Source organism: Enterobacter sp. A8 (assembly GCF_004296595.1).
GTDB classification, from domain to species: domain Bacteria; phylum Pseudomonadota; class Gammaproteobacteria; order Enterobacterales; family Enterobacteriaceae; genus Enterobacter; species Enterobacter cloacae.
Genome location: NZ_SCMF01000001.1, coordinates 1,008,971 through 1,022,487, shown reverse-complemented (window position 1 = coordinate 1,022,487; position 13,517 = coordinate 1,008,971). Strand labels below are relative to the sequence as shown.

Genomic DNA, 13,517 nt, shown 5'->3' with positions numbered 1-13,517 from the left:
GTTGCCGTTTTTTGTGTTTGCTCCCCCTCCCACAGGGAGAGGGGTGGGGTGAGGGCATCAGGCCACACCCCTTTTGTACTCTTACACTTCCTGCTCTACCAGCTCCGCTTCAGCTTCCCGCGCCCCTTCATTCTGCGACAGCATTGCGGTTGCAATCCCGTTACCCAGCACGTTAATGGCGGAACGCCCCATATCCAGGAAGTGGTCGATCCCCATCAGCAGCAGAATACCCGCCACCGGAATATTAAAGCTTGGGATGGTCGCCGCCAGTACCACCAGCGAAGAGCGTGGTACGCCCGCAATGCCTTTTGATGCCAGCATCAGCGTCAGCATCAGAACGGTGACCTCAGAGAAACTCAAATGAATATTGTACGCCTGAGCGATAAACATTGAGGCAAAAGAGCAGTAGACCATCGAACCGACCAGGTTAAAGGAATACCCAATTGGCAGGACGAAAGAGGCGATGCTGCGCGAACAGCCAAATCGCTCCAGTTGCTCAAGGGTTTTCGGATACGCTGCCTCGGAGCTGCTGGTGGTAAAGGCGACCAGCACCGGATCTTTCAGCATGCTGAGCAGGCGGAACACCTCTTTTTTCAGCACCATGTAACCCACTGCCAGCAACACCATGCAGGTGAGCAGGATCGCCACATAGTAGCCGCCAATAAAGGAGGCATAGTTCAGCAGAATGCCGAGACCCTGGGTGGCAATCACCGACGAGATCGCGGCGAAAATCGCCAGCGGGGCAACATACATGACGTAGCCCGTGACCTTCAGCATTATATGGGATACCACATCCAGCGCCGCGACCAGCGGGGCGTTGAATTTCTGGCCCAGCGACGCGCCGCCGATGCCAAAGAACATGGAGAACACTACAATTTGCAGAATTTCATTGTTCGCCATCGCCCCGGCAATGCTGGTCGGAATGGTGTGGGAGAGGAACGCTTTCAGGGTCATGCCGCCGACGGCCAGCCCGGTATCCACTGCTTCAGTGGGGATCGTCAGGTTCAGACCGCTGCCTGGATGCTCCAGAGTGACAATAAACAGCCCCACCAGAATAGAAAGCACCGATGAGCTGATAAACCATACCATCGCTTTACCGCCTACGCGGCCAATAGTCGAGGTTTCGCCCATTTTCATAATGCCGACCGTCAACGTGCTGAAGACCAACGGTGCAATCACCATTTTGATCAGTCGCAGGAAAATATCGGTGAGAAGCGTAATGTTATCCGACCAGGTTTTGATGGCATCCGCAGATGCGTATTCATGAATGGCCGCCCCTGAAAGAATACCCGCCAGCATGAATATCACGATGAAGAGCGTAAGTTTGTTTGCACTTGCCACGAAAAAGACCCCTATGCGCTGTAGATGTCGCCCGCGCCGATATATATGGATTTTTTATTACTGCGCGGGAAATTATTCGGCACATAAATTGAAGTAAAGCGGGGGGAGATACAACTCCTTTTTAAATTTTATTAATTTTGTTGCTAATGCCGCGACGATATATTGTGATGCTTATCACACTTTAATGGGATATATCCTCAGGCAACATTCGGTAAATTCCGTTTATAAATCAATAACCCAATGTTTCTAAAATCATTTCTCTGTCAATCGGACAAGGGGGTGACTGACATGGCCGCTAGTGGTCGAAGCGATAACCATAAACTAAATTCTCAATAACCCCCTCGGAGGAACATTAAGCGGGGCTAACATCTTGAACGTTAAAACTAAATTGTTGTACGTGAACGGAGACGTCTTCTGGAGGGTGGTAAATGAAAAGAAAACGCCTTTTGACCTGCGCTGGCATTCTGTTAACCGCGACAACCGCCCATCAGGCGCTGGCGGTCACCAGTAGTGGCACTATCGGCGCGACGCTGACATTGACAAACGGGTGTCTGATTAATGGATCGCCCACTCAAAACGGCATTAACTTCGGGACACTGGATTTCGGGACCCATCCTGCAACCTTTTCCACCCTGACGACGCAGTTGACCGGTGCCAGCGGCGGAAACACCTTCACGATTCAATGTACAACCGCCAGCTACACGGTGGCGATAACCGGGAATACCAACTCCACTGCGCCGGGCACCGTCGTTGGCACGACGGGGACACCCGCCCGCTATCTGATCAACACCACCAACACGGCGCAGGGTGTGGCATACAGCCTGTATAGCGACAGCGGATTTAATAACGTTGTGGCGAATAACGCGGCATTGCCGATCGCGTCCACGGCCGGTGGGGTGGACAGTTACACCCTCTACGGGCGTATTACCGGCGGCGGAAACAGCGTTACGGTGGTACCGGGGACCTACACCGACACCATAAATGTCAGCGTAACCTATTAGCCCACTTAGCCCATGAAGACCGCTTTTTCAGGTCTGCGCCACTGCGCAGAGGGGATCGTGCATCTTTTTTTTACGCTGATCCTCGGGCTGGCGCTGGTGCCGGCCGCTATGGCCGTCACGTCGCAGTCCTTTAAGGTCAGCGCGACCATTGTGCCGGGATGCGCGGTGAGCACCGGCAGTGGGGGGCTGTTAGGCACGCTGAACTTCGGTACCCATACCGGTGTGGAGAGTGCTCCGGTGAGCACCAGCTTCGTACCAAACGGGGCACTCTCGATCGCCTGTACGCCAGGCGTGGCGCTGAGTATGAGTATTAACGGCGGGCAGAATTACGCCTCCGTGCGGCGAATGACGCGCAACGGCGGGAACGACGTGGTGGGATACCGGCTTTACAGCAGCAGTTCACTTGCGGCGAACAGCGAAATAGGGGTCAACCAGGCGATTCCGGTGACCTATACCAACAGCAATAACATCGCGCTGCCGCTGTTTGGCGTGGCGCTATTGACCGGGTTCAGCCCGGCAGGAACCTATTCTGATCAACTTACCGTGACCTTGTCATGGTGATAAAGGGAGAGCGTCGATGACGACATATTTCAGGCGCATATGTCTGGGAAGTTTGCTGGGGGTGATGGCCCTGGCGGCAGGCCAGGTGCAGGCCGCCGCGACCATTCTGTTATGGCCTATCGATCCGTGGCTGGCGGCTGACGCCAAAGCCACGGAGCTGTGGATCCAGAATCAAGGAAACAGCCCAACCACCATGCAGGTACGCATTGTGCGCTGGAAGCAGGAGGGCGGGTTCGAACGTTACAGTGCCCAGCAGGATGTGGTGGCCAGCCCGCCAATTGTCACCATCGCAGCGGGCAGCAAGCAGCTTATTCGTCTTATCAAACAGGGGACGGTTCCGGTGGGGGTCGAGCAGGCCTACCGCATTATTGTCGATGAAATTCCTCAGCCGGACAACAAAGCCGAACCGGCTATTGGTCTCAAACTGCAGATGCGTTATTCCATTCCCCTTTTTGTCTATGGGCAGGGGATCCCGACAAGCAAAGAGGGGGCGCACCATGCGTTTGTGGATACGCACAACCTCAGCTGGCGGGTAAAAAATGAGGGCGGACAGCCTCACCTGGAGGTTAACAACCGGGGCGATGTACACGTCAGGCTCAGTCAGGTTTCGCTGGTGCAGGGCGGGCAGAAACGTCCTGTTGCTGAGGGATTGCTGGGCTACGTGCTGGCGGGCAGTACCCGCAGCTGGGCCATCCCGGCCGGAATTCGGCAGCCAGACCAGATGCGCGCGCAGATTAACGCCAGGGATGAACAATGGCAGTCGACGCCCGTCAACTGAAACCGGCGATGATGATCCTGCTTTGCGTCACGACCAGCGCCTGGGCAGAACCCGGCGATGACAGTTTACCGCCGCCTCCCGAGGCCCGGGCGGTGAACGATGAGGCGGTTTTTCAGCTTGGCCTCATAGTGAACCACTACGATACCGGTCTGGTGGTGCCCGTGACGCAGCGTAAAGGCGCTTACTTTGTCTCGAGCGCCGATTTGCTGCGTGCCGGGCTGCCGCCGGAGCATGTGCCGACCGGCGAGGTGGATCTCTCATCGCTTGCTCAGGTTCGCGTGGAGTACGACAGCGCCGGACAGCGTCTGCTGCTCAGCGTGCCCCGCGAATGGGTGGCCTCCCGGGTGACCTCCTTTGGCGGGCAAACCGCGCAAAGCAAACCTCACTTTGGGCGCGGGGCGCTGCTGAATTACGATCTTTATACTAACCACACGGAACACGTGGGCGGCCAGGCTTCTCTGTGGCATGAGTTCCGCTACTTCAATGAACGCGGTTCGCTCTCTTCTACCGGTTATGTGCGGAAAAATTTCGCTGGCGATGACGGCCAGCAGGCCGGATATGTGCGCTATGACACCACCCTGCTGGTCACCAACGAAGAGGACGCCACCACCTGGACGGCCGGGGATGTGATCAGCGATGCCCTGAGCTGGAGCTCCAGCGTGCGTATGGGCGGGATAAGCTACGGGCATGACTTCTCCCTGCGCCCGGATCTGGTGACCTGGCCGCTGCCGGAATTCTCCGGGGAAGCAGCGGTTCCCACCTCGGTCGATCTCTTTATTAATGGCTATCGGTCTGGCTCTACGCAGCTTCAGCCGGGCCCCTTTACCCTGACGAATCTGCCCTATATTAACGGGGCCGGGGACGCGGTGCTGATCACCACCGATGCGCTGGGACGGCAGGTGAGCACTACGCTGCCGTTCTATGTCACCAGCGAACTGCTTAAACGCGGCTTGAGCGATGGGGCGGTGACGCTGGGAAGCCTGCGGCGCAACTACGGGATCGACAATTTTGATTATGGTCCGGCGGCGGGCAGCGGTTCTTATCGCTACGGGGTAACGGACTGGCTGACCCTTGAAGCTCACGCGGAAGGGGCGGAGTCGCTGGCGCTGGGCGGGGCCGGGACGGTGGTGAAGCTCGGGCACTTTGGCGTTGTGAATACCGCGTATACCCAAAGCCGGATGCGCGGCGATGAGGGCGGGCAGATCGCCTGGGGCTATCAGTACAGCACCAGCGATTTTAGCCTTGCCACTCAACATACGCGACGCGATCGCGGCTTTGGCAACCTGGCCCTCTATGACCAGCCGACGATCTATGACGAAAACGACCGGCCTGTCGCCAGCTTCAGCCGCAATACCGATCAATATTCCCTGACTTTTAACCTTGGGCAGTACGGCAATATCGGGGCTGCCTAGATCGGTGTGGAGAGTTTTGACAGCCAGAAAACAGAACTGCTTAACCTCTCATGGAGCCGCAACCTGTGGGGCGCGAGCAGTCTTTACCTCGCCGCAAGCCGTGATCAGCAGCGGGGCGACTGGACGGTTGCACTCTCGCTACAGGTCCCGCTTGGGGAACGGGACAGCGCCGCAGTCACCTTCGAAAACACGCCGGAGGCAGGCAGCACGCAGCGCATCAACTACAACCACTCCATGCCTTCCGATGGCGGGTTAAGCTGGAACATGGCATGGGCGCATCAGTCGCGGGCGAACAATTATCAGCAGGGAACCTTGGGCTGGCGTAACAATAATATCGAAGTGCAGGGTGGGGCCTACGGTGAAAAGGACATGATGACCTGGTGGAGCGAGGCGCTGGGCTCCATTGTGCTGATGGACGGCGAGCTGTTTGCGGCGAATAAAATCAACGACGCCTTTGTGGTGATCAGCACTGATGGTCAACCGGATGTACCCGTCAGCTATGAGAATCAGCCGGTCGGCAAAACGAATCGCAACGGCTATCTGCTGGTGAGCGGCGTGTCGGCCTATTACCCGGCCAGTTACCGCATTGACACCCTTAATCTGCCTGCCGATACGCGTCTGAAAGAGACCGAACGCCGGATTGCGATCCGCCGCCACAGTGGTTATCTGGTGGACTTCCCTATGGAGCAGGAGCGGGTGGCAAGTGTCATTCTGCATGATGCCGAGGGACAGGCCATTCCGGTGGGCAGCCAGGTCAGACGTGCCTCACGCAGCAACGCGGTGGTGGGTTATGACGGGATCGCCTGGCTGGAAAATCTTAGCGACGTCAATTCGCTGGAGGTGATCACCCCGACGGGGAAACGGTGCCAGGCGACGCTGACCGTTGGCGCGAACCCGGAACACAGGCTGCAAACCTACGGGCCGCTGGTATGTCGGGAGGCACGGTGACGCGTTATCTGCTGGTGATTTTGCTGCTCTTCTCCGGTGCCAGCGGCGCGGCCTGCACCGTCAGTACGGTGAATGCGTCGTTTGGCAGCGTGACCTCGTTCGCGCTGAGCGGAACCGGGGAAGTGGAAACCACAGGCACGCTGGTGGTGGCCTGCGATACAGTCCTCAACCTGCTTACCAACGACTCGGTGGCGCTGACTTACACCTCGGCATCGATATTCGCCAACAGTCGCGCCACCCTGAAGCGCACGGACAATGCGGCTATTACCGATGTCATACCCACGCGCCTGTGCGCTGCCTCCGGCTGTGGCGGTAGCAGCGAAGTGCAGATCGGTAATGCCTATACCTGGAGCGGGAACACGCTGCTCGGGCTGCTGGGGTCGAAGCGCTACAACATTCCGCTCTATTTCCGTACGGTGCCGGGACAGAACGTCTCGGCCGGGCCGTATCAGGTGCTGCTGACATTCAGCATTAATTACAACGTCTGTGCCGTTGGCGCTGCCGGACTTTGCCTGACGCCGCAAACCGGCACGGCCACCACCACGATCCTTCTCAACATGACCGTCACTAACGACTGCAGCACCATGACCACCCCGGACGTGAATTTCAACAGCGCGCCGCTGGTACAAAGTTTTCCAACCGTCTCGCAGGCCATCGCCGTCACCTGCACCAAAGGCAGTACCTATACCATAGGGATTAATAATGGTGCCAACGCGCTGAACAACGTTCGTCGCATGGTGAGCGGCAGTAACTACATGAGTTACGACATCTATAAAGAAGCGACCACCAACCGCTGGGGCAGCAGCGGCACCGAACGCTGGACCAGTGCGACCTCGTCCCAGGTCAGTACCGACGGATTACTGCGTACCTACAATTACACCGCCAAAGTCCTGACCGGGCAGGCCACGCCCCCCGCCGGAACCTATACCGACACGCTGATTGTTGACGTGGCGTTCTAACCCCCGCGCTTTTCCCTTTCGCAAATGTAAAGTTCCTGTGGCCTGTGCCGATAACACCGTTAATAAATCTATGAGAAGGTGTTGTATGTTGAACCGTATCCGCGTTGTCACAATGCTCATGATGGTGCTGGTCATTTTCGCACTACTTCAGCTTATCTCCGGTGGGCTTTTTTTCTCGTCGTTAAAACAGAATCAGGACAGTTTCGCCGCCTCAAACGATCTGCGCCTGCAGCAGAGTGAACTCACGTCAACGTGGGATTTGATGCTGCAAACGCGTATCAACCTGAGCCGCTCCTCCGCCCGCATGATGATGGATCCCAATAACCAGCAGAGCAGCGCGAAAACCGATCTGCTGAAAAATGCCCGCGCGACCCTTGCGGATGCCGCAAAGCACTACGACGCCTTTAAGAAGATCGCCCCGCAGCCTGCCATGGAGCAGGTGAGTCAGAACATCGACGAAAAATATAACGCCTACTATGCCGGTCTGACGGAGCTAATCCAGTTCCTGGAGAGCGGCAACATGGACGCCTATTTCGCCCAGCCGACACAAGGAATGCAAAACGCGCTCGGCGCGGCGCTGAGTGAATACGCCAAAGCCAGCGCAGATCTCTACCACTCGGCCTTTACGGAAAGCCAGAATGATTACCGCTTTGCCAAATGGCAGATGGCTGTAATGGCGCTGGCGCTGGCCATTGTGCTGATCGCGGTATGGTACGGCATTCGCCATAGCCTGCTGAACCCACTGGGTCGCGTCATTGCCCATATCCGCGAGATTGCCAGCGGCGATTTGACCAAAACGCTGACCGTCTCCGGGCGTAACGAAATCACCGAACTGGCTAACAGCGTAGACCATATGCAGCGTTCGCTTATCGATACCGTTGCCAACGTGCGTAGCGGCACGGATGCCATCTATACCGGCACCAGCGAAATTGCGATGGGCAATAACGATCTCTCTTCCCGTACCGAACAACAGGCCTCCGCGCTGGAAGAGACCGCGGCCAGCATGGAACAGCTCACCGCCACCGTGAAGCAGAACGCGGATAACGCGCGTCAGGCTTCTCAGCTGGCAGAAAGCGCGTCCGAAACGGCGCAGCGTGGCGGTCGGGTGGTGGATGGGGTGGTGAAAACCATGCATGAAATTGCCGACAGCTCGAAGAAAATCGCTGACATCATCAGCGTGATCGACGGCATTGCCTTCCAGACCAATATCCTGGCGCTGAACGCCGCCGTTGAGGCTGCGCGTGCGGGTGAACAGGGGCGCGGGTTTGCGGTGGTGGCCGGTGAAGTGCGTAATCTCGCCAGCCGCAGTGCTAACGCGGCGAAAGAGATTAAAGCCCTGATTGAAGGCTCGGTTTCCCGCGTCGATACCGGCTCCGTGCTGGTGGAAAGCGCAGGGGAGACCATGAATGACATCGTGAATGCCGTTACCCGCGTAACGGACATCATGGGTGAAATCGCCTCTGCCTCTGATGAGCAGAGTCGTGGTATCGACCAGGTTGCCCTGGCGGTATCGGAAATGGATCGCGTGACACAGCAAAACGCCGCTCTGGTCCAGCAGTCCGCCGCGGCGGCCGCTGCGCTGGAAGACCAGGCGAGCCGTCTGAAGATGGCCGTCTCGGCGTTTCGTCTCGCTTCACTCGCTGGAAATACGGTCACCCCGCAAGCCACGTATCGTGCGCCAGCCGCTGAGCCGGCGGCCACGCGTAACCGCGCCGCGACGACCGGACATGATGAAAACTGGGAAACATTTTGACTGACATTTAAACCGCGGCTGCTTGCCGCTTGATGGGAGCGTGGATGTTAAATCGTATTCGTATCTCGACCACACTGTTTTTGATTCTGATCCTTTGCGGTGTGTTGCAGGTTGGCAGTAACGGGTTGTCTTTTTGGGCGTTTCGCGATGGCTATCAGAATTTGCAGGAAGTTGAGGCGAGTAATCAGCAGCGCTCCGCACTGGCACAAACGCGTGCCGTGCTGTTGCAGGCAAGCACTGCGCTGAACAAGGCGGGAACCTTAACCGCGCTGAGTTATCCGCCGGATGATATCAAGGCGCTGATGGCGACGGCACGCAACAGCCTTAAACAGGCCGACGCGCAGTTCAAAACGTTCACCGCGCAGGAGGACGTCAGCGAAAAAGGGAAAGCGCTGAAAGCTGCCATGAAGAAGAACTTTGAGCAGTGGCACAGCGATCTGGATCACCAGGCGACCTGGCTTGAGAACAACCAGCTCTCGGACTTTATGAGCGCGCCGGTGCAGGCCTCACAGGCGGCGTTTGATGACAGCTTTAACGCCTGGCAGCAGGACATTAACCAGTTTGTGCAGCGCGCAGGGGAAAGCAGCCGCATGAGCTACCACATGTCCGGCGTGATTTTTACCGTGGTGGTGATTCTGGCGGCGCTGCTGACCGGTGCCGCGCTGCTCTGGTCGCGCAAGATGATTGTTCAGCCGCTGGCGATCATCAGCAGCCACTTCGACAGCATTGCGAAGGGGGATCTGGCGCGTCCGGTGGCGGTGTATGGCAAAAACGAAATTTCGGCGATCTTTGCCAGCCTGAAGGCGATGCAAGGATCGCTACGGGAAACGGTCTCCGATGTGCGCCAGGGCAGCTATGCCATGCACACCGGGATCTCAGAGATTGCGGCTGGCAATAACGATCTCTCTTCCCGCACCGAGCAACAGGCGGCCTCGCTGGCGCAAACGGCGGCCAGCATGGAACAGCTGACTGCGACGGTAAGCCAGAACGCCGACAACGCGCGCCAGGCGTCAGACCTGTCAAAACAGGCGGCGATGACGGCGAAGAAGGGGGGCGACCAGGCGTCTCATGTGGCCAGCACCATGCAGGATATTGCCGCCAGTTCGCAGAAAATTGGCGACATCATCAGCGTGATTGATGGCATTGCGTTCCAGACCAACATTCTGGCGCTGAACGCGGCTGTGGAAGCGGCGCGTGCGGGTGAGCAGGGGCGCGGGTTTGCGGTGGTGGCGGGTGAAGTCCGTAACCTGGCGAGCCGCAGCGCCAACGCGGCGAAAGAGATCAAAGGGCTGATTGAAGAGTCTGTCTCCCGCGTCCAGCAAGGCTCCGCGCTGGTGGATACGGCGGCGAAAACCATGCACGAGATTGTCACCTCCGTTACGCGGGTGAACGACATCATGGGCGAAATTGCCTCGGCGTCTGATGAGCAGCGTCGCGGGATTGAGCAGGTGGCCCAGGCGGTAAGCCAGATGGATCAGGTCACGCAGCAGAATGCCTCGTTAGTGGAGGAAGCGGCAGCGGCAACCGATCAGCTGGCCAGTCAGGCGGATCATCTGACCGGGCTGGTCGCGGTATTTAATGTCAAAGAGCACGTTGAAGCAGTAACAGAAGTCGGGCGGTCGCAGGCCGTGCCAGTTGTATCCTGAATGTAATTAAGAAGGCGCTATGACATCACCAATGCCCCCAGGGCAAACGTCATTATTGTTGCAGATGACACAGCGCCTCGCGCTGTCCGACGCGCATTTTCGTCGGATATGTCAGTTAATTTACCAGCGTGCGGGGATCGTGCTTGCTGACCATAAGCGAGACATGGTCTACAACCGTCTGGTGCGGCGCCTGCGTACGCTGGGGCTGGATGACTTTGGTCGCTACCTGAGCATGCTCGAAGCGAACCAGAACAGCGCCGAGTGGCAGGCTTTTATTAACTCTTTAACCACTAACCTGACGGCCTTTTTCCGCGAAGCTCACCACTTCCCGGTACTGGCAGAGCACGCCCGCCGTCGCACCGGGGAATATCGCGTCTGGAGTGCGGCGGCCTCGACCGGGGAAGAGCCTTACTCGCTGGCGATCACCCTTGCCGATACCCTGGGAATGGCGCCGGGTCGCTGGAAAGTGTACGCCAGCGATATCGACACCGAAGTGCTGGAGAAGGCGCGTAACGGCGTCTATCGCCAGGATGAGCTGAAGACGTTGTCGCCTCAGCAGCTTCAGCGTTACTTCATGCGCGGTACCGGCCCGCATGAAGGGCTGGTGCGCGTGCGCCAGGAGCTGGCGAACTGCGTGGAGTTTGCACCGGTTAACCTGCTGGATAAGCAGTACAACGTGCCGGGGCCTTTCGACGCCATTTTTTGCCGTAACGTCATGATCTATTTTGATAAAACGACGCAACAGGACATTCTGCGTCGGTTTGTTCCGTTGCTCAAGCCTGACGGTTTACTGTTTGCCGGGCACTCGGAAAACTTCAGCAACCTCGTGCGTGAGTTTAGCCTGCGTGGGCAAACGGTATATGCGCTGAGTAAGGAAAAAGCATGAGTAAAATCAGGGTATTGTCTGTCGATGATTCGGCGCTGATGCGCCAGATCATGACTGAAATTATCAATAGCCACAGCGACATGGAGATGGTCGCTACCGCGCCGGATCCGCTGGTAGCGCGGGATTTAATTAAAAAATATAACCCCGACGTGCTGACGCTGGATGTCGAGATGCCGCGCATGGATGGCATTGATTTCCTGGAAAAGTTGATGCGTCTGCGTCCGATGCCGGTGGTGATGGTCTCATCGCTGACCGGCAAAGGCTCGGAAATTACGCTGCGCGCGCTGGAGCTGGGGGCGGTGGATTTCGTCACCAAACCCCAGCTTGGCATTCGTGAAGGCATGCTGGCCTACAGCGAAATGATCGCTGAGAAGATCCGCACCGCCTCGCGCGCGAAGCTCGCGGCCCATAAGCCAACGGCTGCCCCGGCAACCCTGAAGGCGGGTCCGTTACTCAGCTCGGAAAAACTGCTGGTGATTGGCGCATCAACCGGAGGAACAGAGGCAATTCGCCATGTACTCCAGCCATTGCCGCTTTCCAGTCCGGGTATTCTGATTACTCAACATATGCCGCCAGGCTTTACCCGCTCGTTCGCGGAGCGTCTGAACAAGCTGTGCCAGATCAGCGTGAAAGAGGCGGAAGATGGCGAGCGTGTGCTCCCGGGTCATGCTTACATCGCGCCGGGCGATAAGCATATGGAGCTGGCGCGCAGCGGCGCTAACTATCAAATCAAAATTCATGACGGGCCGCCGGTAAACCGGCACCGTCCGTCGGTGGATGTGCTGTTTCATTCGGTGGCGAAACATGCGGGGCGCAACGCCGTTGGGGTGATCCTGACGGGGATGGGCAACGATGGTGCCGCCGGAATGCTTGCAATGCACCAGGCTGGCGCCTGGACGATTGCGCAGAATGAAGCAAGTTGTGTGGTGTTCGGCATGCCGCGCGAGGCCATCAATATGGGTGGCGTGAGCGAAGTGGTCGATCTTAGCCAGGTAAGCCAGCAGATGCTGGCGAAAATCAGTGCCGGACAGGCAATACGTATTTGACTCAGGAGTATTATTTTATGGCGGATAAAGAGCTTAAGTTTTTGGTTGTGGATGACTTTTCCACCATGCGTCGCATTGTGCGTAACCTGCTGAAAGAGCTGGGCTTCAACAACGTTGAAGAAGCAGAAGACGGCGTGGATGCGCTGAACAAACTGCAGGCGGGCGGGTTTGGTTTTGTTATCTCTGACTGGAACATGCCGAACATGGATGGTCTGGAACTGCTGAAAACCATCCGCGCGGATGCAGGCATGGCCTCTATGCCGGTGCTGATGGTGACCGCAGAAGCGAAAAAAGAGAACATCATTGCCGCTGCACAGGCGGGCGCAAGCGGCTATGTGGTGAAGCCATTCACCGCGGCGACCCTGGAAGAGAAGCTCGGTAAGATCTTCGAGAAACTCGGCATGTGAGGTGTTGGTTATGATGCAACCTGCTATGAAACCCGTTGAAGAACATTCGCCCAGCGATATCATTGCCCGCATTGGCAGCCTGACACGCATGCTGCGTGACAGCCTGCGTGAACTGGGGCTGGACCAGGCAATCGCAGAAGCGGCGGAAGCGATTCCTGACGCGCGTGACCGTCTGGACTACGTTGTGCAGATGACCGCGCAAGCGGCTGAACGTGCGCTGAACAGCGTTGAAGCGTCACAACCGCACCAGGATGCGATGGAAAAGGGCGCGAAAGCGCTGACCAAACGCTGGGATGAGTGGTTTGAGAATCCTATCGAGCTGGCGGATGCCCGCGAACTGGTGACGGATACCCGTCAGTTCCTGGGCGATGTACCGGGCCACACCAGCTTCACCAACGCTCAGCTGCTGGACATCATGATGGCGCAGGATTTCCAGGACCTGACCGGTCAGGTGATCAAGCGCATGATGGATGTGATTCAGGAGATTGAACGTCAGCTGCTGATGGTGCTGCTGGAAAACATCCCGGAACCGGCTGCACGTCCGAAACGCGAGAACGAAAGCCTGCTTAATGGCCCACAGCTCGACGCCACCAAAGCGGGCGTTGTGGCAAGCCAGGATCAGGTAGACGACCTGCTGGACAGCCTCGGCTTCTGATACGCCTTTCCGCCTCAGGTGTGCATGCGCCTGAGGCGGTTAACGCAGAATCACCGAAAAGAGCCCGAATAAACGGGCTTTTCCCGCCATTGGATTTCCTCTGCGCTGGCATGATACCCGTGAC

Annotated in this window: 11 protein-coding genes and 1 pseudogene; 11 read left to right on the top strand and 1 reads right to left on the bottom strand. The window is 57.5% G+C overall.

The window, feature by feature from the left end:
- Window positions 1-81 precede the first annotated feature (81 nt).
- Complete coding sequence (locus EQV24_RS04790) at window positions 82-1,341, bottom strand: dicarboxylate/amino acid:cation symporter (RefSeq protein ID WP_023620134.1); 1,260 nt, start codon at window positions 1,339-1,341, stop codon at window positions 82-84.
- Window positions 1,342-1,769: 428 nt separating this feature from the next.
- Between EQV24_RS04790 and EQV24_RS04785 the strand changes: the two genes are divergently transcribed.
- From EQV24_RS04785 to cheZ, 11 genes and pseudogenes are all read left to right on the top strand, one after another.
- A complete protein-coding gene (locus EQV24_RS04785; protein WP_013096056.1) occupies window positions 1,770-2,342 on the top strand; it encodes a spore coat protein U domain-containing protein in 573 nt (190 codons plus the stop codon).
- Between the two features lie 12 nt (window positions 2,343-2,354).
- Window positions 2,355-2,903 carry a spore coat U domain-containing protein gene (locus EQV24_RS04780; protein WP_028027938.1) on the top strand — a complete coding sequence of 183 codons (549 nt, stop codon included), beginning with the start codon at window positions 2,355-2,357 and terminating at the stop codon, window positions 2,901-2,903.
- A 16-nt stretch (window positions 2,904-2,919) separates the two neighbouring features.
- Window positions 2,920-3,681: a molecular chaperone gene (locus EQV24_RS04775; protein WP_095907946.1), complete on the top strand. Its 762-nt coding sequence runs from the start codon at window positions 2,920-2,922 to the stop codon at window positions 3,679-3,681.
- A pseudogene (locus EQV24_RS04770) lies at window positions 3,657-6,041 on the top strand (fimbria/pilus outer membrane usher protein). Before EQV24_RS04775 ends, EQV24_RS04770 begins: the two are co-directional and overlap by 25 nt.
- Window positions 6,038-7,000 carry a spore coat U domain-containing protein gene (locus EQV24_RS04765; RefSeq protein ID WP_038420939.1) on the top strand — a complete coding sequence of 321 codons (963 nt, stop codon included), beginning with the start codon at window positions 6,038-6,040 and terminating at the stop codon, window positions 6,998-7,000. Before EQV24_RS04770 ends, EQV24_RS04765 begins: the two are co-directional and overlap by 4 nt.
- A gap of 85 nt (window positions 7,001-7,085) precedes the next feature.
- The gene (gene tar / locus EQV24_RS04760) at window positions 7,086-8,753 is read left to right on the top strand and encodes a methyl-accepting chemotaxis protein II (RefSeq protein ID WP_130626256.1); all 1,668 of its coding nucleotides are present in this window, start codon (window positions 7,086-7,088) and stop codon (window positions 8,751-8,753) included.
- A gap of 44 nt (window positions 8,754-8,797) precedes the next feature.
- Window positions 8,798-10,399 carry a methyl-accepting chemotaxis protein IV gene (gene tap / locus EQV24_RS04755; RefSeq protein ID WP_029882322.1) on the top strand — a complete coding sequence of 534 codons (1,602 nt, stop codon included), beginning with the start codon at window positions 8,798-8,800 and terminating at the stop codon, window positions 10,397-10,399.
- Between the two features lie 19 nt (window positions 10,400-10,418).
- A complete protein-coding gene (gene cheR, locus EQV24_RS04750; protein WP_008500429.1) occupies window positions 10,419-11,285 on the top strand; it encodes a protein-glutamate O-methyltransferase CheR in 867 nt (288 codons plus the stop codon).
- Window positions 11,282-12,331 (top strand): chemotaxis response regulator protein-glutamate methylesterase, encoded by a 1,050-nt coding sequence (locus tag EQV24_RS04745; protein ID WP_003859716.1) that lies wholly within the window; start codon window positions 11,282-11,284, stop codon window positions 12,329-12,331. The genes cheR and EQV24_RS04745 overlap by 4 nt, the downstream gene beginning before the upstream one ends.
- Window positions 12,332-12,348: 17 nt before the next feature.
- A complete protein-coding gene (gene cheY, locus EQV24_RS04740) occupies window positions 12,349-12,738 on the top strand; it encodes a chemotaxis response regulator CheY (protein ID WP_008500431.1) in 390 nt (129 codons plus the stop codon).
- 10 nt (window positions 12,739-12,748) lie between these two features.
- On the top strand, window positions 12,749-13,393 hold the full coding sequence (gene cheZ / locus EQV24_RS04735; protein ID WP_013096065.1) for a protein phosphatase CheZ: 645 nt from the start codon (window positions 12,749-12,751) through the stop codon (window positions 13,391-13,393).
- Window positions 13,394-13,517 lie beyond the last annotated feature (124 nt).